We start from the raw sequence: 22,624 nt of genomic DNA, 5'->3' as shown, positions 1-22,624 counted from the left end.
TGCCTGACGGGTTGGTTGTGTCACGGGGGATCCGGTTGTCCCGTCATGTTCCACGGCGGCGGGACGGCTGCGCACCCGCCGCATCCGCAGGGCCGTGTCGATCAGCGGCACATGGCTGAACGCCTGCGGGAAGTTGCCCACCTGGCGCTGCAGCCCGGAGTCCCACTCCTCGGCCAGCAGACCGAGGTCGTTGCGGAGGGACAGCAGCTTCTCGAAGAGCCGTCGGGCCTCGTCGACCCGGCCGATCATCGCCAGGTCGTCCGCCAGCCAGAACGAGCAGGCCAGGAACGCGCCCTCGTCACCCTCCAGGCCGTCGACACCCGCGTCGTCGCCCTCGGTGGGGTAGCGCAGGACGAAACCGTCCTCGGTGGACAGCTCCCGCTGGATCGCCTCGATCGTGCCGATGACGCGCTTGTCGTCCGGAGGCAGGAAGCCCATCTGCGGGATCAGCAGCAGGGACGCGTCCAGCTCCTGGGATCCGTAGGACTGGGTGAAGGTGTTGCGCTCCGGGTCGTAGCCCCGCTCGCAGACGTCGCGGTGGATGTCGTCGCGCAGCTGGAGCCACCGCTCCAGCGGCCCCTCCGCGTCCCCGGACTCGATCAGCTTGATCGTGCGGTCTACCGCGACCCAGGCCATCACCTTGGAGTGCACGAAGTGCCGGCGTGGCCCGCGCACCTCCCAGATGCCCTCGTCCGGCTCGTCCCAGTGCTTCTCCAGGTAGCTGATCAGCTTGAGCTGGAGGCCCATCGCGTAGTCGTTGCGGGTCAGACCCGTCATGTGCGCCAGGTGCAGCGCCTCGGTGACCTCGCCGTACACGTCGAGCTGCAGCTGGTTCGCCGCGCCGTTGCCCACCCGGACCGGGCCGGAGTTCTCGTAGCCGGGCAGCCAGTCCAGCTCCGCCTCGCCGAGCTCCCGCTCGCCCGCGATGCCGTACATGATCTGCAGGTTCTCCGGGTCGCCCGCGACGGCCCGCAGCAGCCACTCGCGCCAGGCGCGGGCCTCCTCCCGATACCCCGTACGGAGCAGGGAGGAGAGCGTGATCGCCGCGTCCCGCAACCAGGTGTAGCGGTAGTCCCAGTTCCGTGAGCCGCCGATGTCCTCCGGCAGGGAGGTGGTCGGGGCCGCCACGATGCCGCCGGTCGGTGCGTAGGTGAGCGCCTTCAGCGTGATCAGCGAGCGGACGACCGCCTCACGGTAGGGACCGTGGTACGTGCACTGTTCGACCCACTCGCGCCAGAAGTTCTCCGTGGCTTCCAGGGAGGCCTCGGGTTCCGGCATGGCGGGCGGCTCGTGGTGGGAGGGCTGCCAGCTGATGGTGAACGCGATCCGGTCGCCGGGGGCCACGGTGAAATCGGAGTACGTGGTCAGATTCCGGCCGTACGTCTCCGTGTCGGTGTCAAGCCAGACCGAATCGGGGCCCGCGACGGCGACCGTGCGGCCGTCGACCTTGTGCACCCAGGGGGTGACCCGCCCGTAGCTGAAACGCATCCGCAGTTCGGAGCGCATCGGCACCCGGCCGCTCACGCCCTCCACGATGCGGATGAGCTGCGGCGCTCCGTCACGCGGCGGCATGAAATCGGTCACGCGGACCGTGCCGCGGGGGGTGTCCCACTCCGATTCCAGGATGAGTGAGTCGCCGCGATAGCGGCGCCGGTCCGCGGCAAGGGGTTCGGCCCCCTCCGGACGGGCGGGTCCCAGCCGCCAGAAACCGTGCTCCTCGGTACCGAGAAGTCCGGCGAAAATAGCGTGTGAATCGAAACGGGGCAGGCACAGCCAGTCCGCTGTGCCGTCCCGGCAGACCAGGGCTGCGGTCTGCATGTCTCCGATGAGTGCGTAATCCTCGATGCGCCCGGCCACGTGCGTCTCCAGTCGAACGGCCATGTCGCCCCGAAGGGCGCTTACTGCTGGTCAAGGGGTCGTTGTAATAGAACCGACGAGCTCTTGCACGGGTGAGCGGGCTGGGGTGGAGCCGCTGGGCCGGCCAACTCGGCAGCGAGTGTTTGAGCAGGATACGACGCACCAGGGGGTTCCGCGCGACTGTCCACAGGTTGTCCTTCGTCCGTCCCCGGCGAATGGGTGGGACCTGAAACGGACGTGATGATCTTGTGTTCGCCAGGGAAGCGGCATGGCCGGAAGCGGCCTCCTTCCGTCGCTGATACCCTGGTAGCCCGTGGACCGGTGGTCGTCCCCACAGTGGACGAGACCCCCGAACCGCAGCGACGGCGCCCCCGGAATTCTCCGTACGGCATGCCGGTACGCACCTCACGATCGCGACCACGGGAGCCCCCTTTGGCTATGCAGCCCACATCCACGACGACCAAGCACATCTTCGTCACCGGGGGTGTCGCCTCCTCCCTCGGCAAGGGTCTGACTGCCTCCAGCCTGGGTGCCCTGCTCAAGGCACGTGGCCTGCGGGTCACCATGCAGAAGCTCGACCCCTATCTCAACGTCGACCCCGGCACGATGAACCCCTTCCAGCACGGTGAGGTGTTCGTCACCAACGACGGTGCCGAGACCGACCTGGACATCGGTCACTACGAGCGCTTCCTCGACGTCGACCTCGACGGCTCGGCCAACGTCACGACCGGCCAGGTCTACAACACCGTGATCGCCAAGGAGCGGCGCGGCGAGTACCTCGGCGACACCGTCCAGGTCATCCCGCACATCACCAACGAGATCAAGCACCGCATCCGCCGCATGGCGACCGACGACGTGGACGTCGTCATCACCGAGGTCGGCGGCACGGTCGGCGACATCGAGTCGCTGCCGTTCCTGGAGACGGTCCGCCAGGTCCGCCACGAGGTCGGCCGCGACAACGTCTTCGTCGTCCACATCTCGCTGCTGCCCTACATCGGTCCGTCCGGCGAGCTGAAGACCAAGCCCACCCAGCACTCCGTCGCCGCCCTGCGCAACATCGGTATCCAGCCGGACGCCATCGTGCTGCGCGCCGACCGCGACGTCCCGACCGCCATCAAGCGCAAGATCTCGCTGATGTGCGACGTCGACGAGACCGCCGTGGTGGCCTGCAAGGACGCCCGGTCGATCTACGACATCCCCAAGGTGCTGCACACCGAGGGCCTGGACGCCTACGTCGTCCGCAAGCTCGACCTGCCGTTCCGCGATGTCGACTGGACCACCTGGGACGACCTGCTGGACCGGGTCCACAACCCCGACCACGAGGTCACCGTCGCACTGGTCGGCAAGTACATCGACCTGCCCGACGCCTACCTCTCGGTCACCGAGGCCATCCGGGCCGGCGGTTTCGCGAACAAGGCACGGGTCAAGGTCAAGTGGGTCGCCTCCGACGACTGCAAGACCCCGGCCGGCGCGCAGAAGCAGCTCGGCGACGTCGATGCCGTCTGCATCCCCGGCGGCTTCGGTGAGCGCGGGGTGGTCGGCAAGGTCGGCGCCATCCAGTACGCCCGCGAGAACAAGGTGCCACTGCTCGGCCTGTGTCTCGGCCTGCAGTGCATCGTGATCGAGGCCGCGCGGAACCTCGCCGGGATCCCGGACGCCAACTCCACCGAGTTCGACGCCGCCACGGGCCACCCCGTCATCTCGACGATGGAGGAGCAGCTCGCGTACGTCGAGGGCGCGGGCGACCTGGGCGGCACCATGCGCCTGGGCCTGTACCCGGCGAAGCTCGCCGAGGGCTCCCTGGTCCGCGAGGCCTACGCCGGCGAGCCGTACGTCGAGGAGCGCCACCGCCACCGCTACGAGGTCAACAACGGCTACCGCGCCGAGCTCGAGAAGAAGGCCGGGCTGGTCTTCTCCGGCACCTCCCCGGACAACAAGCTCGTCGAGTACGTCGAATACCCGCGCGAGGTGCACCCCTACCTGGTCGCCACCCAGGCACACCCGGAGCTGCGCTCCCGCCCGACCCGCCCCCACCCGCTCTTCGCCGGCCTCGTGAAGGCCGCCGTGGAGCGCAAGGTCGCGGCACACCGGACGGACGCCGACGCGTAAGGCGTTACGGTTGACCGGGGTACGGATCCTTCACGGGATGCGTGCCCCGGTTTCTGTTTGTTCGTGGGAGGACGTACATGGGTTTCCAGGACACGCCCGAGGAGTGGCAGGTCACCGCGTCGGTGACCCCCTTCACCGGTAACAAGACCAGCGTCCGCACCGACGACGTGGTGATGCCCGACGGCAGCGTCCACAGCCGCGACTACCAGGTCCACCCCGGTTCCGTGGCCGTGCTCGCCCTCGACGCGGAGGGACGGGTCCTCGTCCTGCGGCAGTACCGGCACCCGGTGCGCCACAAGCTGTGGGAGATCCCGGCGGGGCTGCTCGACATCCCCGGCGAGAACCCGTTGCACGCCGCGCAGCGCGAGCTCTACGAGGAGGCGCACGTCAAGGCGGAGGACTGGCGGGTGCTGACCGACGTCTACACCACACCGGGCGGCTGCGACGAAGCGGTGCGCGTCTTCCTCGCCCGGGACCTCTCCGAGGCCGACGGCGAGCGCTTCGAGGTCGCCGAGGAGGAGGCCGACATGGAGCAGGCCCGGGTGCCCCTGGAGGAGCTCGTGCGAGGCGTGCTCGCGGGTGACCTGCACAACAACTGCCTGGTCGTGGGCGTCCTGTCGCTGACCGCGGTGCTCGCGGGCGACGGCGTGGACTCGCTGCGCCCGGCCGAGGCGCCCTGGCCGGCTCGCCCGTTCGAGTCCTGAGCCAGGGTTAATCGTACGAAACGCTGATCCGATCGAGGGATGTACCGGTCGCGCTCAGCCGTGATCGTCCGTACCGCTGGACTACGCTCGAAAGGCCCCGACCGGAGTTCCGGCGGGCAACCGCGTGGAGCGAAGTGGAGCGTGGCCCGTGACCGATCAGGCGGTGGACACCAGCGGCCCGGCCGGAGTGGCGGGGACGGCGGGAGCCGAGCCGCCGCCGGACACCACTCCATCTCAATTCTTCGGTCGCGGGCGCGAGTTGAAAGCCCTTCAGGAGGACATCGGGCGCGCGGGCCTGGACACTCTGGCCGGTCGTAAAGCGGCCCGCGCGCGGATCCTGCTGATCGCCGGACGGCCCGGGTCCGGACGTACCGCCCTCGCCGCCGAACTCGCCCGCCGGCTCGTGGAAACCGGTGACTACCCCGACGGGTTGTTCCGGGTCTCGCTCACCGAACCCGGCGGCGAGCGGGTCCCGGTGGAGCGCACCGCGCGCGCTCTGCTGGACCTCCTCCCGGTCACCGGCCCGCCCGGAGCGGACGAGGACGAGCTCTCCGAGATGGTGCGCGAGGCCTTCGCCGCACGCCGCGCTCTGATCGTCCTCGACGACGCCGTGGACGCCGAACAGGTCGATCCACTGCTGCCGGACAACCCGGACTGCCTGGTCGTCGCCACCGCGCACGGCCCCCTCACGGGAATTCCCGGCGTCCGCCCGTGCACCATCGGCGGGCTGGACACGGGCTCCGCCGTGCAGTTGCTCGCCCGCACCATCGGGCAGGTCCGCATCACGGTCGATCCGCGCACCGCCGAGACACTCGCGGAGGAGTGCGGGGGACAGCCTGCCGCCCTCACTCTGGTCGCGGGCTGGCTCGCGGCCCGGCCCGGCGCGTCGGTGGCCGATGTGGCCAAGCGGCTGAGGGAACAGCAGGACGACCCGGACCGGCCCACCGGAGCACGGCCGTTGGCCCGCGCCTTCCGGCTGGTACACGACTCGCTGCCGCAGGCCGCCGCCCGGATACTGCGGCTGCTCGCCCTCGCGCCCGCCGGGCTGGCCGACGCCCACACCGCGTCCGCCCTGGCCGGGTGCTCGGTGTCGGCCGCCCGGACGACCCTGGACGACTTCGTCCGGTTCGGACTGCTGCGGACGAACGGCGCCGAGCTGCCGCAGTACGAGGTGCCGGGCTGCCTCGCCCCGCTGGTGCGGGCCATGCTGGAGGAGCGGGAGCGGCCGGCCGAGATCCAGCTGGCCCGGGCGAGGATGCTGGAGCGGACCGTACGCCGTCTGCAGGCCTGCCGAGCGGTCACCGATCCCGAGGACTCCCCGGCCCGCCGCAAGCTCGCCGGGCTGCCGCGCTCGCTGCGCTTCCCCCACCCGGAGGCCGCCGCGGATTGGCTGCGGATCCGCGAGCCGGCGCTGCTGGCCGCCGCCCGGGCCGCGGTGCGTGAGGGGGACCTCGACACCCTGGCCCGTCGCCTGGTCGCCGCGCTGGTCCGCGCACTCGCCGTGCACCGGGGTACCGAGGACGCCGCTCCCGTGCTGTACGGGCTGCACGGCCTGGTCCTGGAGGTGGCGGAGCGCCGCGACCTGCCGCGGGAGAAGGCCGCCGCGCTGCTCAACCTCGCAGATCTGGACGCCAGGACCGGCCGTACGCGGGAGGCGCTGGCCCGCTACCGGGCCGCGCTGGACGCCGGACGCACGGCGAACGACCTCTACGCGACCGGCAGGGCGATGGAATCCGCAGGTGGGGCCTACGCGGAGCTGGGGGACTTCAACCGGGCCTCCGACTGGTACGGCCGGGCGCTCGCGCAGCGGCTCACGCAGGGGGAGCGGGCCGACGCCGCGCGGCTGTACGGCCGGCTCGGAGCGGTCCACGCGTACGCGGGGCGCTACGGCGAGGCGCTGCGCAACTGGCGGGCGGCCGCGGCGGGCCACCGCAGGCTCGGGGACCTCCCGGCCCGGGCGCGGGCGCTCAGTGAGGTCGCGCGGGTGCAGGAGTACGCGGGCCGGCCGCAGGAATCGCTGCACACCTGCCAGGAGGCGGTCGGCCTGGCGAGCCGGGCGGGTGACGCGCGCCTCCAGGCCGCGCTGGAGCTCAGGCTGGCGGACACCCTCGACCGGCTCGGGGACCCGGCGGCGGCCCGGCTGCACCGGGCGGCCGCCGACACACTGCTGGGCGCAGAGCGTCGAACCGCCGCTCAAGAAGGGTCCGACCTACGAAATCCGTAGTACTTCGATCAAAACTTAATGCTTTGTAAGGCTGGACAGTGGGAAGTCCTTCATTAATGATGGCTCTGCCGCAGATCTCTGCGGTGTCTCCCCCTATGCTTGGTTCATGCGGGTTCCTCCCGTTGTGTCCGAGCGATTCTCCGAGTCAAGGACCGTGATCGACGTGAAGGTCGGCATCCCCCGCGAAGTCAAGAACAACGAGTTCCGGGTGGCGATCACCCCCGCCGGAGTGCATGAGCTCGTCCGTCACGGCCACCAGGTCCTCGTCGAGCAGCACGCCGGCGAGGGGTCCTCCATCCCGGACGAGGAGTACGTCGCCGCGGGCGCGCGGATCCTGCCCACCGCCGACGAGGTCTGGGCCGCCGCCGACCTGCTGCTCAAGGTCAAGGAGCCGGTCGCCGAGGAGTATCACCGCCTCCGCAAGGGCCAGACGCTCTTCACGTATCTGCACCTCGCCGCCTCCCGTGAGTGCACGGACGCCCTGCTCGAGTCGGGTACGACCGCCATCGCGTACGAGACCGTCGAGACCGCGAACCGCGCGCTGCCGCTGCTCGCCCCGATGTCCGAGGTCGCCGGCCGCCTCGCCCCGCAGGTCGGCGCGTACCACCTGATGCGCTCGGTCGGCGGACGCGGTGTGCTCCCCGGCGGTGTCCCCGGCACGGGGTCGGCCAGGGCCGTCGTCATCGGCGGCGGGGTCTCCGGCTGGAACGCCACACAGATCGCCGTCGGGCTCGGCTTCCACGTGACACTGCTCGACAAGGACATCAACAAGCTGCGCGAGGCCGACAGGATCTTCGGCACCAAGGTGCGGACGGTCGTCTCCAACGCGCTGGAGCTCGAGAAGGCCGTCGTCGAGGCCGACCTCGTCGTGGGTGCGGTGCTGATCCCGGGCGCGAAGGCGCCGAAGCTGGTCACCAACGAGCTCGTCGCCAAGATGAAGCCCGGAAGTGTTCTTGTCGACATCGCGATCGACCAGGGAGGCTGCTTCGAGGACTCGCGTCCGACGACGCACGCCGAGCCGACCTTCATCGTGCACAACTCGGTCTTCTACTGCGTCGCGAACATGCCGGGCGCCGTGCCGAACACCTCCACCTACGCCCTCACGAACGCCACGCTGCCCTACATCCTGGAGCTCGCGAACCGGGGCTGGGCGGACGCCCTGCGTCGTGACGCCGCGCTCGCCAGGGGTCTCAACACCCATGACGGTCAAGTGGTTTACCGCGAGGTGGCCGAGGCGCACGGTCTCGACCACATCGAATTGAGCACGCTCCTCGGCTGAGCGGTCAACCCTCTCCGTCAACCTCGCGCGAACGGCCGGACCTTGCCCAGCAGGGTCCGGCCGAGCGCTTGAGGGGCCCCGGCCCGACCCGCCGGAGACGTAACCCTCTACCCTTTTTGCACCCCCGCGAAAGGTGCGCCGCGGGCGCTCCGCGCGCTTGACAAAGGGGTGTTCGATTGCCGACACATCGGGCCGGGTCCGGCGGATTGTGTTGCTGCGAACCGGTGACACGCCATAGAGTCGCCAATCGTCGGCATGGTGCCACGCTGACCTATCGATAAGTTTCCTGGTCACATCCAAGGAGGTAAGACGACTTGTGAATGAGTCGACAATTACTCCCGGGGGTGGTCAACCAGGGATGCCTGCGCGGGGTCTGAGCCCGATCGGGCTCGAAGCTGTCGGCTCCGTCGCTGTCCGCACCTTCGCCACCCACCAGCACATGACGACAGCCCCCCAAGTGATGGACGGCCTACACGTGAACGCCATGGCCGGCAACGAGAGTGGCCGAAAGACCGACCACTTCGCCGACTTCGCCGAGGTGCCCGAGGGGCACTTCTACGACCCCGATGCCGAATACGAACCCGATCCGGAGTACGCGGCCACCCTCGCGCCCGACGCCGCGCGCCAGCGCCGCGAGCGGATCGGCCCGACCGGCCGGCCGCTGCCGTACTTCCCGATTCCCGGGCCGCTGAACGAGCACGGCCCCGCGAAGATCATCGCGATGTGCAACCAGAAGGGCGGCGTCGGCAAGACCACGTCGACCATCAACCTGGGCGCCGCACTCGCGGAGTACGGCCGGCGCGTCCTGCTCGTCGACTTCGACCCGCAGGGCGCCTTGTCCGTCGGCCTGGGCGTCAACCCGATGGAGCTCGACCTCACCGTCTACAACCTGCTCATGGAGCGGGGCATGGCGGCCGACGAGGTCCTGCTGAAGACGGCCGTGCCCAACATGGACCTGCTCCCCAGCAACATCGACCTCTCGGCCGCCGAGGTGCAGCTGGTGAGTGAGGTGGCCCGGGAGTCGACGCTGCAGCGTGCCCTCAAGCCCCTGATGGCCGACTACGACTACATCGTGATCGACTGTCAGCCCTCGCTCGGCCTGCTCACCGTCAACGCCCTCACGGCCGCGCACAAGGTGATAGTCCCGCTCGAGTGCGAGTTCTTCGCGCTGCGCGGTGTGGCGCTGCTCACCGAGACCATCGAGAAGGTCCAGGAGAGGCTCAACCCCGAGCTGGAACTGGACGGCATCCTCGCCACCATGTACGACTCCCGCACCGTGCACAGCCGTGAGGTCCTGGCTCGCGTCGTCGAGGCCTTCGACGAGCACGTCTACCACACCGTCATCGGGCGCACGGTGCGCTTCCCCGAGACGACGGTCGCCGGTGAGCCCATCACCACGTACGCGTCCAACTCGGTCGGTGCGGCCGCCTATCGCCAGCTCGCCAGGGAGGTGCTCGCCCGGTGTCACGCCGAGTGAGTCTGCCGGGGGCCGACGAGCTGTTCCGCACCACCGGGGGCATGGGCCTTCAGGCCTCGGCCTCCGCCGAGCGGCGACGCAAGGCGAGCGGCGAGGGGCGGGTCCCCGCACCGGCGCCGGTAGGCGATGCGGCGGACACCGGCCAGGGCGGCGCGCCGGGCAGTGGTGACATGCCCGCCGGAGCGTCCCGGGAGGAGCATTCCGCGGCGGACGCCGACAGTGGCGGCTCGCGCAGCCGCACCGACGGGGGAGACCGGGCCGCTGCCCCGCCCCAGGCCCGTACCGCACCGCCACAGGAAGCGACCACCACCGTCCAGCCGCAGCGCGGACGCGGAGGCGGGCGGGGAGCGAACCGCCGGCCCAGCGGCCGGGAACGCCACGACGAGAAGATCACGGTCTATGTGTCGGCCGAGGAACTGATGGACCTCGAGCACGCGCGCCTCGTACTGCGCGGTGAGCACGGGCTGGCCGTCGACCGCGGGCGCATCGTCCGGGAGGCGGTCGCCGTGGTGCTGGCCGACCTCGAGTCGCGCGGCGACGCGAGCATCCTCGTACGACGGCTGCGGGGCCGCTGACCGGTGCCGCGCCGGTAGCCTGCCGGGGGAGGGCCGCCGACCGGGCGTCCCCAGGGCCCACCGCCCGCCTCAGCCGCTCCCCTGGACCCCAGCACATGCCGACTGCCGACGACACGCCCCGCCCGTCCCGCCGTGCCCTCGGCCGGGGGCCGGGGACGCGGGCAGCGGCAGCTCCGGGAGCTCCCGCACCCACCGGGCCACCGGCCCCGATGGCTCCTGCGGCCCCTGTGGCTCCGTCCAGGGCTCCGACGGGCCCACCGGAGCCTCCAGCGGCCCTGGAGCCCTCAGCGGCGCCGCAGGGCGCCCCTGGGCCTGTCGGCGGCCTTCCGGGAGCGGCCCCCGGGACAGCCGCCGAGGCGGTCCCCGGGGCCACCGACGACCGGCGGTTCACGGTACGGCTGGTCAACTTCGAGGGTCCCTTCGATCTGCTCCTCCAGCTGATCTCCAAGCACAAGCTCGATGTGACCGAGGTCGCGCTGTCGAAGGTCACCGACGAGTTCATGGCACACATCCGGGCCATGGGACCCGACTGGGACCTCGACCAGACCACCGAATTCCTCGTCGTCGCCGCGACCCTGCTCGACCTGAAGGCCGCCCGGCTGCTCCCCACCGCGGAGGTGGAGGACGAGGCGGACCTCGCCCTTCTGGAGGCGCGGGACCTGCTCTTCGCGCGACTGCTGCAGTACCGCGCGTACAAGCGGATCGCGGAGATCTTCAGCGACCGGCTGGAGTCCGAGTCCCGCCGCCACCCCCGCACCGTGGGGCTCGAACCCCACCACGCCGAGCTGCTGCCCGAGGTGGTGATCAGCGTCGGCCCCGAGGGATTCGCCCGGCTCGCGGTGAAGGCGACGCAGCCCAGGGCGGAGCCGCAGGTGTACGTCGACCACATCCACGCGCCGCTGGTCAGCGTGCGGGAGCAGGCGGAGATCGTGGTGGCGCGGCTGCGTGCGGAGGGCGGGATCAGCTTCCGGGCGCTCACCGACGACGCCGCGGACACCCTCACGGTCGTCGCCCGCTTCCTGGCGCTCCTGGAGCTCTACCGGGAGAAGGCGGTCACGCTCGACCAGGAGGAGGCGCTCGGCGACCTCCTGGTGCGCTGGGTCGGAGGCGAGGGGGCCGGGCCCGTGGTCACGGACGAGTTCGACCAAGAGGTGCGCGAGCCACAGGAGGACGTACAGGCATGAGTGCAGACGACGACGGGCCGGACGCCCCGGTTGCCGGGCTCGACCTCAAGCCCGCGCTGGAGGCGGTCCTGATGGTCGTCGACGAGCCCGCCACCGAGGAACACCTCGCCAAGGTCCTCCAGCGGCCCCGCAGAGCCGTGGCGGACGCCTTGCGGGAGCTGGCCGACGAGTACACCGTCCAGCGCCGCGGTTTCGACCTGCGGCTCGTCGCCGGCGGCTGGCGCTTCTACAGCCGTCCCGAGTACGCGGGGGCGGTCGAGGGCTTCGTCCTGGACGGTCAGCACGCCCGGCTCACCCAGGCGGCGCTGGAGACCCTCGCGGTGGTCGCGTACCGTCAGCCGGTCAGCCGGTCGAGGGTCTCGGCGGTACGCGGAGTGAACTGCGACGGCGTCATGCGGACCCTGCTCCAGAGGGGTCTCGTCGAGGAGGCGGGCGCGGAACCCGAAACAGGTGCGATCCTGTACAGGACGACGAACTACTTTCTGGAGCGCATGGGCCTGCGAGGCCTGGACGAGCTCCCGGAGCTCGCGCCCTTCCTCCCGGAGGCGGACGCGATCGAGGCTGAGACGCTAGAGGGTGTGCCGTCGTTCGATCCGGACGCACCGGACACCCCGGAAACTCACGCAGACGACAAGACGGAATTTTGATGCGAAGCAGTGGCAGCAACAACGGCAGCGGCAGCGGCAAGAGCGGCGGCAACCGGAACCCCCGGGGCGGCTCGGGCGCGAAGGGCGGCTCCTTCCGCCCCAAGGCCGCGGGAGGGCGCGACGACAAGCAGGACGAGCAGCGCCCCCGTCGGCCCCGTCCGGAGGAGCGCCGCTACGACGTGGGCTCCGACAAGCCGGGCGGCGACGGTGGCCCCCGCAAGGGCCGCGGCGCGGCGGCACGCGGAGGTGCCAAGGGCGGCCCGAAGCCCGCACAGAACGTGACCAAGGGTGGACGCCGGGTCGGCGCGCCGTCCCGGCCCCGCGAGCTCGACGCCAAGATCGAGCAGCGCAACCGCGACCGGTACGCGGACAAGCCCGAGATCAAGACCCCCCGGACCAACCCGGGTGCCGAGCAGGAGGGCGAGCGCCTGCAGAAGATCCTCGCCCGCGCCGGCATGGGCTCGCGCCGTGCGTGCGAGGAACTGATCGAGCAGGCCCGCGTCGAGGTCAACGGCGAGATCGTCCTCGAGCAGGGCAAGCGCGTCGACCCGCAGAGGGACGAGATCAAGGTCGACGGCCTGACCGTCGCGACTCAGTCGTACCTCTTCTTCGCGCTGAACAAGCCCGCCGGAGTCGTCTCCACCATGGGTGACCCGGACGGCCGTCAGAACCTCGGGGACTACGTGAACAACCGCGAGACGCGGCTGTTCCACGTCGGGCGGCTCGACACCGAGACCGAGGGCATCATCCTGCTCACCAACCACGGTGACCTGGCCCACCGTCTGACGCACCCCAGGTACGGCGTGAAGAAGACCTATCTGGCCGCCATCCAGGGCCCGCTGCCGCGCGACCTCGGCAAGCGCCTCAAGGACGGCATCCAGCTGGAGGACGGCTACGCCCGCGCCGACCACTTCCGGGTCGTCGAGAACACCGGCAAGAACTACCTGGTCGAGGTCACCCTCCACGAGGGCCGCAAGCACATCGTCCGCCGGATGCTGGCCGAGGCCGGCTTCCCGGTCGAACGCCTCGTGCGGACGTCCTTCGGGCCGATCCCGCTGGGTGACCAGAAGTCGGGCTGGCTGCGCCGCCTGACCAACACCGAGGTGGGCATGCTGATGCGCGAGGTCGGCCTGTAGCCACGGTCCGACCCCGAACGGCCCGCGGCCGGTTCCTCGTTCTTTTCGAACGGGAACCGGCCGCGGGCCTTTCGCCACCGTCGTTTCCTCTTTATAGTCACAGTGACTCTAAAAAGAGAGAAGGAACGGCGTGACCCTCGCGGACATACTCGCCCCCCTGCAACAGCCCCTGGTGACGGTCCTGGACACCCCGGTCAGCTGGACCGAGGTGCTGGGCTTCGGCAGCGGTGCGCTGTGCGTCTGGCTCGTGGCCCGCCAGCATCTCGCCAACTGGCCGATCGGCATCGCCAACAACCTGTTCTTCATCCTGCTGTTCGCCCAGTCCGGTCTGTACGCCGACGCCGGCCTGCAGATCGTCTTCATCTCCCTCGCCGCGTACGGCTGGTGGACCTGGACCCACGGGGGTGGACCAGGGACCTCCGTCCTGCCGGTGCGGAGCACCACCCGCACCGAATGGACCTGGCTGCTCGCGGCGGGGGCTGCGGGGACCCTGGGGCTCACCCTCCTGCTGTCCCGGGCCACGGATTCGACCGTGCCGTTCTGGGACGCCCTGACCACCTCGCTTTCCCTCATGGCGACGTACGGACAGTGCCGTAAACGCGTCGAGTCCTGGTGGCTGTGGATCGCCGCCGACGTGGTGTACATCCCGTTGTACGCCTACAAGGGGCTCTACCTCACCTCCCTGCTGTACGCCGGATTCCTCACGCTCTGCGTCGTCGGACTGCGCAACTGGCAGCGGGACCTCGCCCCGGCTCGGCGCGAGGTCACGGTGGTGGCGGTATGAAGCGCCACGGGCACGGTCTGGTCCTCGGCAAGTTCTATCCGCCGCACGCCGGCCACCACCACCTCGTCCGCACCGCACGGGACCGCTGCGAGAGGCTCACCGTCCTGGTCTGCGCCGCCTCCGTCGAATCCGTCCCGCTCGCCGACCGGGTCGCCTGGATGCGGGAGTCCCACCCCGATGTCCGGGTGGTGGGAGCCGTCGACGACATCCACATGGACCTCACCGACGCGGCCGTATGGGACGCCCACATGGAAGTGTTCACCACGGCCGTGCCCGAACGGGTCGACGCCGTCTTCACCTCGGAGTCCTACGGGGGGGAACTGGCGCGCCGTTTCGGGGCGCAATCCGTCCTCGTCGATCCGGACCGCACCCTCTTCCCCGTCTCGGGCACCGCGGTCCGGGCCGACCCCGTCAGCTGCTGGGACCATCTGGAGCCGCCCGTGCGGGGCGCGCTCGCCCGCCGCGTCGTCGTCCTGGGCGCCGAGTCCACCGGCACCACGACCCTGGCCCGCGCCCTGGCCGACCACTACCGCCGGCGCGGCGGCGTATGGGCGCAGACCCGGTACGTCGCCGAGTACGGGAGGGAGTTCAGCGAGGCGAAGCTGGCCACCCTGCGCGAGCGGTGGCCGGACGCCCAGTGGGAGGACGTCTCCTTCACCACCGACGACTTCCCCCTCATCGCCGAGACGCAGAACGCCAGGGAGGACGCCGCCGCGCGTGCGGGATCCCCGGTGCTCTTCTGCGACACCGACTCCTTCGCCACCACCGTCTGGCACGAACGCTACATCGGCGGACGCAACCCGCTCGTCGAGAAGACCGCCGACCGGGCAACCCACCACCTCTGGCTGCTCACCGACCACGAGGGTGTCGCCTTCGAGGACGACGGGCTGCGCGACGGCGAGGAGCTGCGGCCCTGGATGACGGACCGCTTCCGCGCCGAACTCACCCGTACGGGACGCACGTTCATCGAGGTCACCGGATCCCGTGGTGAGCGCCTCGACACGGCGGTCGCCGCAGTGGACGAACTCCTCGCCACAGGCTGGCACTTCACCGCGCCCCTGCCGGAGCGACGATGAGCAGCGCCCCCGACGGGTACGACCCCCACGCCTTCTTCCCCTTCGCCGTCACCGTCGATCTCGCCGTCTTCACGGTCCGTGAAGCACGCCTGAACGTGCTGCTCGTGGAGCGCGGTGAGGCCCCCTACAAGGGGCGCTGGGCACTGCCCGGCGGCTTCGTGCTGCCCCGGGAGTCAGCCGAGACGGCGGCCCGCCGCGAGCTCGCCGAGGAGACCGGCCTCACCCCGGGATCCGTGTGCGCCTTCCACCTCGAACAGCTCCGCACCTACAGCGATCCGGACCGCGACCCCAGGATGCGTGTCGTCTCCGTCGCGTACGCCGCACTCGTGCCCGACCTCCCCGAACCGAGGGGCGGCGGAGACGCGGCGAAGGCGCAGTGGTGGCAAGCGGGCGCCACCGGGCCGCTGGCCTTCGACCACGACCGCATCCTGGCCGACGCGCACGACCGGATCGGCGCGCGGCTCGAGTACTCCTGCCTGGCCACCGCGTTCTGCCCCGCCGAGTTCACCCTCGGAGAGCTCCAGCAGGTCTACGAGACCGTCTGGGGCGTCGAGCTGGACCGGCCCAATTTCCGGCGCAAGGTCCTCACCACGCCCGGCTTCGTCCAGGCCGTGGACGGACCGCCGCGCCGCACCGGCGGCCGGGGCAAGCCCGCCGCTCTCTACCGGGCGGGTGCCGCTACCGCCCTGCACCCGCCATTGCTGCGCCCGGAAGGACGCCCTGAAGGACGGACCTCATGATTCCGACAAGAATGCTCACCAAACAGGCTGCCACAGGCACGCTGACCGGTCTGGCGCTCGGCGATGCGCTGGGCTTCCCCACCGAGTTCGACAACGTCCCCGCGATCCTCGCGAAGTGCGGGCCCTGGCGTCAGATGCGGCTGCCGAAGCCCGCCTTCGTCACCGACGACACCCAGATGACACTCGCACTGGGCAACGGTATCCGCACCGCCATGGACCGGGGCCTGCTCACCCCGGAGCGCCTGGTGGGGCCGGTGCGGGAGGAGTTCGTGCGTTGGTACCGCTCCCCGGAGAACAACCGTGCCCCCGGCCGTACCTGCATGACCGCCTGCCGCATGCTCGAGGAGGAGCGGCCCTGGCAGGAGGCCAGCCAGACCGGCTCCAAGGGCTGCGGCGCCAACATGCGGGTGGCACCCGTCGGCCTCGTACCGGGCCTCAGCGAGGAACAGCGCTCCGGCGCCGCCCAGCTCCAGGCCGCCCTCACCCACGGCCACCCCACCGCGCTGGCAGCTTCCGACCTGATGGCCCGCGCGGTGTTCCTGCTGGCGCAGGGGGCCGAACCGATGGGCTTGGTCGGCCAGTTGCGGAGCTACGCCTACGAGAACGCCGGCCACTACCCGGCGCGCTGGCTGGGTGACCTGTGGAGGTACGCGGGCGACGCCTCACCCGAGGCGTACATCCGGCGCGGCTGGGACGACTGCCTCACCGCGCTCGCCCGGGTCCAGGACGCCCTGCGGGCCCCGTCCCCCGAGACCGACCCCTGCGAGGCCACCGGCGACGGCTGGGTCGCCGAGGAGGCCCTCGCGACGGCCCTGCACTGCTTCCTGCTCTTCCCCGAGGAACCGGTCACCGCCCTGCGCCGGGCCGCCTGCACGCGAGGCGACTCCGACTCCCTCGGCTGCCTCACGGGCGCGCTGGCCGGAGCGCACCTGGGCGCGGAGGCATGGCCCAAGGAGTGGTCCGAACGCATCGAGTACCGCAGCGACCTGCTGTCGCTGGCCGCGCTCTGGGACGCGTGAACCGTGCACGCGGCCTGACCGCGGACCCGGACGTGGACCTGCGGGGGGCCCACGTCCTGCCGGCGGAGGATCTCGTCGGCCGCCGTGCCCCGGACGGCCCGTCCGTGCGCGGCCGGGGGAGCCCGTAACGTCCTGACCGCCCGGCTGACGGCCGCCCTCTCACTCGCGTTCGCGCAGGTGGGAGCGGCGGCCGTCGCGGTCGAAGATGCCGAGGACCTCGGCGGGGCCGCCGACGGCGCCCAGGGCGTGCGGCAGCATCGTGGGGAACTCCGCCGCCTGCCCCTCCTCGACCCGCAGCCGCCGTTCCCCCAGCACCAGCAAGGCCGTACCGGACAACACCGTGAACCACTCCCGGCCCGGGTGCGCCTTGAGCGCCGTGGGACCTTCGGCCGGGGGGCCGGTCAGCCGGATCCGGGCCACGGTGACACCGGGATCACCGCGCAGTGCCCACTGGGTCAGGCCCCGGGCCGGGTGGTGCGTGGGGTTCGTGACGACATCGTCGGCGGCCGTCTCGACGAGCTGATCGAGCGAGGTGCCGAGGGCCCGGGCGATCAAGGTGAGCTGGTCCAGCGCGATCCTGCGGTGGCCGGTCTCGATCCGGCTCAGGGTGGAGGGGCTGAGGTGGCAGCGGGCGGCGAGGTCGTCGAGCGACCAGCCGTGCGCGGCCCGCAGGGCCCGGATCCGTTTGCGTACGAGGCCGTCGAGGTCACTGCCTTCTTGCGTCATGAGCAAGACAGTATGCGTTGTGCGCAAATCTTCGTAGGCTCGGCCGCATGACACCTCCCGCATCCCACGAGCACGCGCACGGCCACACGCACGGCCACACCCACGAGCACGGTGGCTCCGACCAGGAGGCGCTCACCCAGGTACTCGATCTCGACGCCGAGCTGTTCGCGCCCTACCTCACCTCGGTGACCGCCCGGCTCGCCGACGCGGCCGGCGACGGCGTCACCCACGTCGTCGACCTCGGGGCGGGCACAGGCACCGGCACCTTCGCCCTGCTGGAACGCTTCCCCCACGCCCGGGTGACCGCGGTCGACAGCTCCCCGGAGATGCTCGCCCGGCTCGCCGGAGCCGCCCGCGCCAAGGGCCTGGGCGACCGGGTGCGCACCCTGGAGACGGACGCGGGCGCAGGGCTCCCCGGCATCACGGACGCCGACCTCGTCTGGGCGTCGGCCTCCCTCCACCACGTGGACGACCCGGCCGCCGCCCTCGCCGGGGTCCACGCCGCGCTGCGCCCGGGCGGGCTGCTGGCCGTCGCCGAGCTGGACGGGATGCCGCGCTTCCTCCCGGACGACGCCGTGGCCGGCCGCCCCGGTCTGGAGACGCGCTGCCGTGCGGCGCTGGACGCGCTCCACGCCGAGCGGATGCCGCATCTGGGCGCCGACTGGGGCGTCCTGCTGGCCGCGGCCGGTCTCACCGTGGAGCAGGCACGCACGGAGCCGCTGGAGCTGAGCGCCCCGCTGCCCGCCTCCGTCGGCCGGTACGCCCACCTCGTGCTCGACCGCATCCGCGTAGCCCTCGACGGCCTGGTCGACCCCGCGGACCTCGCCGCGCTCGGTACCCTGCTCGACGGCGGCCCGGCGGACGTGCGCCACCGCGATGACCTGGTCGTCCGCTCCACACGTCAGCTCTGGGTGGCGCGGCGCCCGGTGGACACCGCCTCGTAGCCGGCCGCTCCAGGACCGGAACGATCTACGATGGCCCGGCGCGGGCCCTGACGTGTCAGCCGTTCCCGGGGGTATCGGACACCCACCGCAGGACGTCGCCGGGCTGACAGTCGAGCGTGCGGCAGATGGCGTCCAGTGTCGTGAACCGCACCGCCTTCGCCCGGCCGTTCTTGAGTACGGCGACGTTGGCAGGGCTGATACCGATGGCGGCGGCGAACTCGCCCACCGAGAGGTTGCGTTCGGCGAGCCGACGGTCGATGTCGACGACGATCGCCATCAGATGACCTCGGCCATCTCCGCCTGGAGCGCCGTCGCCTTGCGCAGCAGACTGCGCATGATCACGGTGAGCATGGCGAAGGAGGCTCCGATGCCGGCAGCCGTGATCGCGGCCGCCAGGGCGCCCGTGATCTCCATGCCGTCGTCCGGCGAGGGGATCTCGGCCACGGCCAGGTGGGAGGCGGCCCCGATCGCCAGCGCCGTCGCCACCGTGGAGGAGCCGATGACGAGGTCCACCCAACGGAAGGCACGGGGCGCGAAGATCGCCCCGTGCCGGGCCATGCCGAGCAGCCTCCATACGGCGACGAGGGCGACCTGGACGCAGGCCACCCCGAGGACGGCCAGCACCGTGTAGGGCGTGGCGAAGGGGGCGTAGCCGGGAAAGCGGTCGACCTCGTCGGCCGCCGTCGTCGGGATGATGACGGCCTGGCCGAAGAGGCCGAACGCGATGACCATGGCGATGCCGGCGCGGAGCGCGGTGGTGATGAGGGGGTGCATCTATCGATTATCGAGCGAATTCTATCGATGGTCAATAGGTCGAGGGTTCGCTCGCTCGTCGGTCAGCCACCCGCCGACGTACGCCGGGTCCGGATCAGGAAGGCCTCCACGCGTTCACGGTCCGGCTCCGGTGGCAACGGGGAGCGGGAGGCCGCCTCGTCGTTCTCCTCGGCCAGGCGCGTCATCCTGCGCTCCACCTCGGCCCACGGGACCTCGCCCCGCTTCACGGCCAGCAGCCCCTCCCGGGCGTCACCGACCCCGATCCGCAGCTCGCCCGTCCGCAGCAGGTCCCGGCCGGAGGCCAGCAGCCGCAGCAGGTGCATGGCGTGCTTCCAGCGCGGGGCGCCGTGCGCACGGACATCGGCCTCCAGCTTCCGGTGCTGTCCCAGTGCGTAGCGCACGAACGTCCCGTGGGCCCGCCGGGACAGGAAGGCCTCGCGCAGTGCGAGGAGCTCACGCCCCGTCGTGTCGGCGTGCTCGACGAGCGGGGAGTGCAGGCACTCCAGCACATTGGGATTGGCCCGGAGCGCCAACTCGCAGAAGCGCTCCAGCTCCCAGGAGAACTGTTCGTCGGCCGGGCCCTCCACGTGTGTCGGCGGTTTCGTGAAGCCCCAGAACGACGGGGTGGGCGCCAGGAACACGCCCCGCCGGTCCGTGTCGCTGTCGTCGGTGGCCAGCCCGAAGGCGCGGGAGCCCATCACGCAGGAGTAGACGGTGTGCTCCCGCACCAGCCGCTCGCCTTGAGGGGTGATCATGCGCGCGAGGCTACGCGCTCCACGCGGGCCGGACGCCGACGCCTTCGGCGGTGATCCGCCCGGCGGGCAGCCGGGAGATGCCGCCGGGACATTTCCTGTACAGTCGTCCAGGAAATCGCCCCAGGAGGCCATGACATGCAGACCGCCGCCCATGTGCTGGTCGCGCTCGTCGCGCTGATCCACACCTACTTCCTGATCCTGGAAATGTTCCTCTGGGACACCCCGCGGGGCCGCAAGGCGTTCTCCACCACCGCCGAGTTCTCGGCCCGGAGCGCCACGCTCGCCGCCAACCAGGGGCTCTACAACGGCTTCATGGCCGCCGGGCTGGTGTGGGGCCTGGCCGCCGGCGATCCCGTCGCCCACCAGGCGCAGATCTTCTTCCTGAGCTGCCTGATCATCGCCGGGGTGTACGGGGCGGCCACCGTCAGCCGCAAGATCCTGTACGTGCAGGCGGCTCCCGCCGCCCTCGCTCTCACCCTCGTGCTGGCGGCGGGCTGAGCGTATGACGCCCTCGGTGACGGACGGCAGTAACGACCCCCGGACCGCGCGCACCCGCGCCCGGCTCCGGGCGGCCCTGCTGGAGGCCTGCGAGGAGCAGCCGCTCGAACGGGTCGGCGTCGCGGAGGTGGTGCGCCGGGCGGGCGTGGGACGCGCCACCTTCTATCTGCACTACGACGACCTGCACGCCCTCGCCGTGGATGCCTGCGCCGGAGTCGTACGCGACGCGGTCGACGCCCTGCACGCCTGGGGCCGGACGCCACCCGGCCCGGAGTCCCCGCCCGCGGAGCTCGTCGTCCTGCTCGGTGAGGTCCGCAGCCGCGCCGGGGTCTACCGCAGCCTGCTGGGGCCCGGTGGCGGCCCCCTCGGCGAACTGCTGCACCAGGAGCTCCGCCTGCGCAGTAGTGAGGAGCTCAGCCGGCGCAGGCCCGCCACCGGCGGCCACGACCTGACCGCGAGCGCCGTGGCCGGCTTGTTCACCGGGGTGCTCGCCGACTGGGTGCACGACCGCATCGACGCCTCACCCGAGCAGCTCGCCGGACGGGTCTGGCACATGCTCGTCTCCGTGCACGCCGCCGCGTCTCACGGACAGAGCACCGTGACCGGCGCCTCCACCGCACCTCTAGGCTGAAAGAGCACGCAGCACGAAGCAACGAGGGGTACGACGTGGCGGTACGAGCAGTCCGTGGAGCCGTCCAGCTGGAACGGGACGAAGCCGGTCACATGGAGGAGCGGGTGAGTGAACTGCTCACCGCGGTCCTGGAGCGCAACCAGCTGGCAGCCGACGACCTGATCAGCGTGTGGTTCACCGCCACCCCCGATCTGCACAGCGATTTCCCGGCCGCAGCCGCGCGGGGCCTCGGTATCGTCGACGTACCGCTGATCTGCGCCCAGGAGCTCGACATCACCGGTGCCATGCCCCGTGTGGTCCGCGTCCTGGCGCACGTGGAGACGCATCTCTCCAAGTCCCGGATCAGCCACGTCTACCTCGGCGCCACCGGCGCCCTCCGCAAGGACATCGCCCAGTGAGAACAGCCCTCGTCATCGGAACCGGCCTGGTCGGCACCTCGGCCGCCCTCGCCCTCGCGGGGCGCGGCGTCCAGGTGCACCTCGTCGACCGCGACCCGTCCTCGGCGCAGACCGCCTCCGCGCTCGGAGCCGGCACGGACGAGGCGCCCGAGGGCCCCGTCGACCTCGCGGTCGTCGCGGTGCCGCCCGCCCACACCGCCACGGTGCTCGCCACGGCCATGCGTGACGGGATCGCCCGGGCCTACCTCGACGTCGCCAGCGTCAAGGGCGGCCCGCGCCGCGAGCTGGAGGCGCTCGGCGTCGACCTCACGCCGTACATCGGTACGCACCCCATGGCCGGTAAGGAACGCTCCGGACCACTCGCTGCCACCGCTGACCTGTTCGAGGGCCGTCCCTGGGTCCTCACCCCGACCCGGGAGACCGACACCGAGGTCCTCAACCTCGCCCTGGAGCTGGTCGCGCTCTGCCGTGCCGTCCCGGTCGTCATGGACGCCGACGCGCACGACCGCGCCGTCGCCCTGGTCTCCCACACCCCGCAGCTGATCTCCTCGATGGTCGCCGCCCGGCTGGAGGAGGCCGACGAGACCGCCGTACGCCTGTGCGGCCAGGGGATCAGGGACGTCACCCGCATCGCGGCCTCCGATCCCCGGATGTGGGTGGAGATCCTCTCCGCGAACCCCGGCCCGGTCGCCGACGTGCTGGCCGGGGTCGCCGCCGACCTGGACGAGACCGTCCGGGCCCTGCGCGGGCTCCAGTCCGCCGACGAGGACCGGCGCCGCACGGGCACCGAAGGCATCGAGGACGTCCTGCGCCGCGGCAACGCCGGCCGGGTCCGGGTCCCCGGCAAGCACGGGGCCGCCCCGACGTCGTACGAGATCGTCGCCGTGCTCATCAGTGACCGGCCCGGCGAGCTGGCCGCGATCTTCGCCGACGCCGGGCGGGCGGGCGTCAACGTCGAGGACGTGCGGATCGAGCACGCCACCGGTCAGCAGGCCGGACTGGTCCAGCTGATGGTCGAGCCGAGCGCCGCACCCGCGCTGAGCGCGGCCCTCAGCGAACGCGGCTGGTCGATCCGCCCCTAGGGCGT

At 71.4% G+C, this 22,624-nt stretch carries 23 protein-coding genes; 18 read left to right on the top strand and 5 right to left on the bottom strand.

Annotation, left to right across the window (positions count from 1 at the left end; translation table 11 throughout):
* The coding region (locus ACFYSH_RS25365) for a glycoside hydrolase family 15 protein (protein ID WP_388755481.1) at positions 1 to 1,857 on the bottom strand (1,857 nt) is incomplete at its 3' end.
* A 438-nt stretch (positions 1,858 to 2,295) separates the two neighbouring features.
* Between ACFYSH_RS25365 and ACFYSH_RS25360 the strand changes: the two genes are divergently transcribed.
* The 13 genes from ACFYSH_RS25360 (at position 2,296) to ACFYSH_RS25300 (ending at position 16,811) form a co-directional block, all read left to right on the top strand.
* Positions 2,296 to 3,966 (top strand): CTP synthase, encoded by a 1,671-nt coding sequence (locus ACFYSH_RS25360; protein WP_359477677.1) that lies wholly within the window; start codon positions 2,296 to 2,298, stop codon positions 3,964 to 3,966.
* 77 nt (positions 3,967 to 4,043) lie between these two features.
* Complete coding sequence (locus tag ACFYSH_RS25355; protein ID WP_359477681.1) at positions 4,044 to 4,670, top strand: NUDIX hydrolase; 627 nt, start codon at positions 4,044 to 4,046, stop codon at positions 4,668 to 4,670.
* Positions 4,671 to 4,818: 148 nt separating this feature from the next.
* Positions 4,819 to 6,894, top strand: a complete 2,076-nt coding sequence (locus ACFYSH_RS25350) for a tetratricopeptide repeat protein (protein WP_359477684.1) — start codon at positions 4,819 to 4,821, stop codon at positions 6,892 to 6,894.
* 163 nt (positions 6,895 to 7,057) lie between these two features.
* Positions 7,058 to 8,173: an alanine dehydrogenase gene (gene ald, locus ACFYSH_RS25345; protein WP_359477752.1), complete on the top strand. Its 1,116-nt coding sequence runs from the start codon at positions 7,058 to 7,060 to the stop codon at positions 8,171 to 8,173.
* Between the two features lie 358 nt (positions 8,174 to 8,531).
* Positions 8,532 to 9,650, top strand: a complete 1,119-nt coding sequence (locus ACFYSH_RS25340) for a ParA family protein (RefSeq protein WP_359477687.1) — start codon at positions 8,532 to 8,534, stop codon at positions 9,648 to 9,650.
* Positions 9,635 to 10,225, top strand: coding sequence for a hypothetical protein (locus ACFYSH_RS25335; RefSeq protein WP_359477690.1), 591 nt, complete (start codon positions 9,635 to 9,637; stop codon positions 10,223 to 10,225). Before ACFYSH_RS25340 ends, ACFYSH_RS25335 begins: the two co-directional genes overlap by 16 nt.
* A gap of 95 nt (positions 10,226 to 10,320) precedes the next feature.
* Positions 10,321 to 11,409 carry a ScpA family protein gene (locus tag ACFYSH_RS25330; protein WP_359477693.1) on the top strand — a complete coding sequence of 363 codons (1,089 nt, stop codon included), beginning with the start codon at positions 10,321 to 10,323 and terminating at the stop codon, positions 11,407 to 11,409.
* Positions 11,406 to 12,056, top strand: a complete 651-nt coding sequence (gene scpB, locus ACFYSH_RS25325) for an SMC-Scp complex subunit ScpB (RefSeq protein ID WP_359477696.1) — start codon at positions 11,406 to 11,408, stop codon at positions 12,054 to 12,056. Before ACFYSH_RS25330 ends, scpB begins: the two co-directional genes overlap by 4 nt.
* Entirely contained in the window at positions 12,056 to 13,192 is a 1,137-nt protein-coding gene (locus ACFYSH_RS25320) for a pseudouridine synthase (protein WP_359477699.1), read from the top strand. Before scpB ends, ACFYSH_RS25320 begins: the two co-directional genes overlap by 1 nt.
* Before the next feature lie 130 nt (positions 13,193 to 13,322).
* The gene (gene pnuC / locus ACFYSH_RS25315) at positions 13,323 to 13,976 is read left to right on the top strand and encodes a nicotinamide riboside transporter PnuC (protein ID WP_388755468.1); all 654 of its coding nucleotides are present in this window, start codon (positions 13,323 to 13,325) and stop codon (positions 13,974 to 13,976) included.
* Complete coding sequence (locus ACFYSH_RS25310) at positions 13,973 to 15,052, top strand: AAA family ATPase (RefSeq protein WP_359477704.1); 1,080 nt, start codon at positions 13,973 to 13,975, stop codon at positions 15,050 to 15,052. Before pnuC ends, ACFYSH_RS25310 begins: the two co-directional genes overlap by 4 nt.
* Positions 15,049 to 15,792: an NUDIX domain-containing protein gene (locus tag ACFYSH_RS25305; RefSeq protein WP_359477707.1), complete on the top strand. Its 744-nt coding sequence runs from the start codon at positions 15,049 to 15,051 to the stop codon at positions 15,790 to 15,792. Before ACFYSH_RS25310 ends, ACFYSH_RS25305 begins: the two co-directional genes overlap by 4 nt.
* The gene (locus tag ACFYSH_RS25300) at positions 15,789 to 16,811 is read left to right on the top strand and encodes an ADP-ribosylglycohydrolase family protein (RefSeq protein ID WP_359477710.1); all 1,023 of its coding nucleotides are present in this window, start codon (positions 15,789 to 15,791) and stop codon (positions 16,809 to 16,811) included. The genes ACFYSH_RS25305 and ACFYSH_RS25300 overlap by 4 nt, the downstream gene beginning before the upstream one ends.
* 159 nt (positions 16,812 to 16,970) lie before the next feature.
* Here ACFYSH_RS25300 and ACFYSH_RS25295 read toward each other — a convergent pair whose 3' ends face one another.
* Positions 16,971 to 17,537 carry a helix-turn-helix domain-containing protein gene (locus ACFYSH_RS25295; protein ID WP_388755464.1) on the bottom strand — a complete coding sequence of 189 codons (567 nt, stop codon included), beginning with the start codon at positions 17,535 to 17,537 and terminating at the stop codon, positions 16,971 to 16,973.
* A 47-nt stretch (positions 17,538 to 17,584) separates the two neighbouring features.
* Between ACFYSH_RS25295 and ACFYSH_RS25290 the strand changes: the two genes are divergently transcribed.
* On the top strand, positions 17,585 to 18,481 hold the full coding sequence (locus ACFYSH_RS25290) for a class I SAM-dependent methyltransferase (protein WP_388755461.1): 897 nt from the start codon (positions 17,585 to 17,587) through the stop codon (positions 18,479 to 18,481).
* A 55-nt stretch (positions 18,482 to 18,536) separates the two neighbouring features.
* Here ACFYSH_RS25290 and ACFYSH_RS25285 read toward each other — a convergent pair whose 3' ends face one another.
* The 3 genes from ACFYSH_RS25285 to ACFYSH_RS25275 all read right to left on the bottom strand — a co-directional run bounded on the left by ACFYSH_RS25285 (position 18,537) and on the right by ACFYSH_RS25275 (position 20,010).
* Positions 18,537 to 18,758 carry a helix-turn-helix transcriptional regulator gene (locus tag ACFYSH_RS25285; protein ID WP_359477719.1) on the bottom strand — a complete coding sequence of 74 codons (222 nt, stop codon included), beginning with the start codon at positions 18,756 to 18,758 and terminating at the stop codon, positions 18,537 to 18,539.
* A complete protein-coding gene (locus ACFYSH_RS25280; protein WP_388755458.1) occupies positions 18,758 to 19,255 on the bottom strand; it encodes a DUF2975 domain-containing protein in 498 nt (165 codons plus the stop codon). The genes ACFYSH_RS25285 and ACFYSH_RS25280 overlap by 1 nt, the downstream gene beginning before the upstream one ends.
* 62 nt (positions 19,256 to 19,317) lie before the next feature.
* Positions 19,318 to 20,010, bottom strand: coding sequence for a DNA polymerase beta superfamily protein (locus ACFYSH_RS25275; protein ID WP_388755455.1), 693 nt, complete (start codon positions 20,008 to 20,010; stop codon positions 19,318 to 19,320).
* Positions 20,011 to 20,145: 135 nt separating this feature from the next.
* Between ACFYSH_RS25275 and ACFYSH_RS25270 the strand changes: the two genes are divergently transcribed.
* Genes ACFYSH_RS25270 through ACFYSH_RS25255 form a run of 4 tightly spaced genes read left to right on the top strand, consistent with a single transcriptional unit; the run spans position 20,146 to position 22,619 of the window.
* The gene (locus ACFYSH_RS25270) at positions 20,146 to 20,508 is read left to right on the top strand and encodes a DUF1304 domain-containing protein (protein ID WP_359477728.1); all 363 of its coding nucleotides are present in this window, start codon (positions 20,146 to 20,148) and stop codon (positions 20,506 to 20,508) included.
* A gap of 4 nt (positions 20,509 to 20,512) precedes the next feature.
* Positions 20,513 to 21,139 (top strand): TetR/AcrR family transcriptional regulator, encoded by a 627-nt coding sequence (locus ACFYSH_RS25265; RefSeq protein WP_359477731.1) that lies wholly within the window; start codon positions 20,513 to 20,515, stop codon positions 21,137 to 21,139.
* Between the two features lie 35 nt (positions 21,140 to 21,174).
* Complete coding sequence (gene aroH, locus ACFYSH_RS25260) at positions 21,175 to 21,537, top strand: chorismate mutase (RefSeq protein ID WP_359477734.1); 363 nt, start codon at positions 21,175 to 21,177, stop codon at positions 21,535 to 21,537.
* Positions 21,534 to 22,619 (top strand): prephenate dehydrogenase, encoded by a 1,086-nt coding sequence (locus ACFYSH_RS25255; protein ID WP_359477737.1) that lies wholly within the window; start codon positions 21,534 to 21,536, stop codon positions 22,617 to 22,619. Before aroH ends, ACFYSH_RS25255 begins: the two co-directional genes overlap by 4 nt.
* Positions 22,620 to 22,624: the final 5 nt, after the last annotated feature.

Origin of the sequence: Streptomyces sp. NPDC005791, assembly GCF_042871485.1 — a bacterium.
GTDB lineage: Bacteria > Actinomycetota > Actinomycetes > Streptomycetales > Streptomycetaceae > Streptomyces.
Note: the sequence above shows the minus strand (reverse complement) of the source record. Positions and strands in the feature narration are given on the sequence as shown.

Excerpts from the sequence above, each read along its gene's own strand:
- ACFYSH_RS25285 (WP_359477719.1), bottom strand. The coding sequence starts at position 18,758 with ATGGCGATCGTCGTCGACATCGACCGTCGGCTCGCCGAACGCAACCTC.
- ACFYSH_RS25295 (WP_388755464.1), bottom strand. The coding sequence starts at position 17,537 with ATGACGCAAGAAGGCAGTGACCTCGACGGCCTCGTACGCAAACGGATC.
- ACFYSH_RS25330 (WP_359477693.1), top strand. The coding sequence starts at position 10,321 with ATGCCGACTGCCGACGACACGCCCCGCCCGTCCCGCCGTGCCCTCGGC.
- ACFYSH_RS25265 (WP_359477731.1), top strand. The coding sequence starts at position 20,513 with ATGACGCCCTCGGTGACGGACGGCAGTAACGACCCCCGGACCGCGCGC.
- ACFYSH_RS25300 (WP_359477710.1), top strand. The coding sequence starts at position 15,789 with ATGATTCCGACAAGAATGCTCACCAAACAGGCTGCCACAGGCACGCTG.
- ACFYSH_RS25305 (WP_359477707.1), top strand. The coding sequence starts at position 15,049 with ATGAGCAGCGCCCCCGACGGGTACGACCCCCACGCCTTCTTCCCCTTC.
- ACFYSH_RS25340 (WP_359477687.1), top strand. The coding sequence starts at position 8,532 with ATGCCTGCGCGGGGTCTGAGCCCGATCGGGCTCGAAGCTGTCGGCTCC.
- ACFYSH_RS25320 (WP_359477699.1), top strand. The coding sequence starts at position 12,056 with ATGCGAAGCAGTGGCAGCAACAACGGCAGCGGCAGCGGCAAGAGCGGC.
- ACFYSH_RS25355 (WP_359477681.1), top strand. The coding sequence starts at position 4,044 with ATGGGTTTCCAGGACACGCCCGAGGAGTGGCAGGTCACCGCGTCGGTG.
- scpB (WP_359477696.1), top strand. The coding sequence starts at position 11,406 with ATGAGTGCAGACGACGACGGGCCGGACGCCCCGGTTGCCGGGCTCGAC.
- ACFYSH_RS25270 (WP_359477728.1), top strand. The coding sequence starts at position 20,146 with ATGCAGACCGCCGCCCATGTGCTGGTCGCGCTCGTCGCGCTGATCCAC.
- ACFYSH_RS25360 (WP_359477677.1), top strand. The coding sequence starts at position 2,296 with ATGCAGCCCACATCCACGACGACCAAGCACATCTTCGTCACCGGGGGT.
- ACFYSH_RS25290 (WP_388755461.1), top strand. The coding sequence starts at position 17,585 with ATGACACCTCCCGCATCCCACGAGCACGCGCACGGCCACACGCACGGC.
- ACFYSH_RS25280 (WP_388755458.1), bottom strand. The coding sequence starts at position 19,255 with ATGCACCCCCTCATCACCACCGCGCTCCGCGCCGGCATCGCCATGGTC.
- ACFYSH_RS25310 (WP_359477704.1), top strand. The coding sequence starts at position 13,973 with ATGAAGCGCCACGGGCACGGTCTGGTCCTCGGCAAGTTCTATCCGCCG.
- ACFYSH_RS25275 (WP_388755455.1), bottom strand. The coding sequence starts at position 20,010 with ATGATCACCCCTCAAGGCGAGCGGCTGGTGCGGGAGCACACCGTCTAC.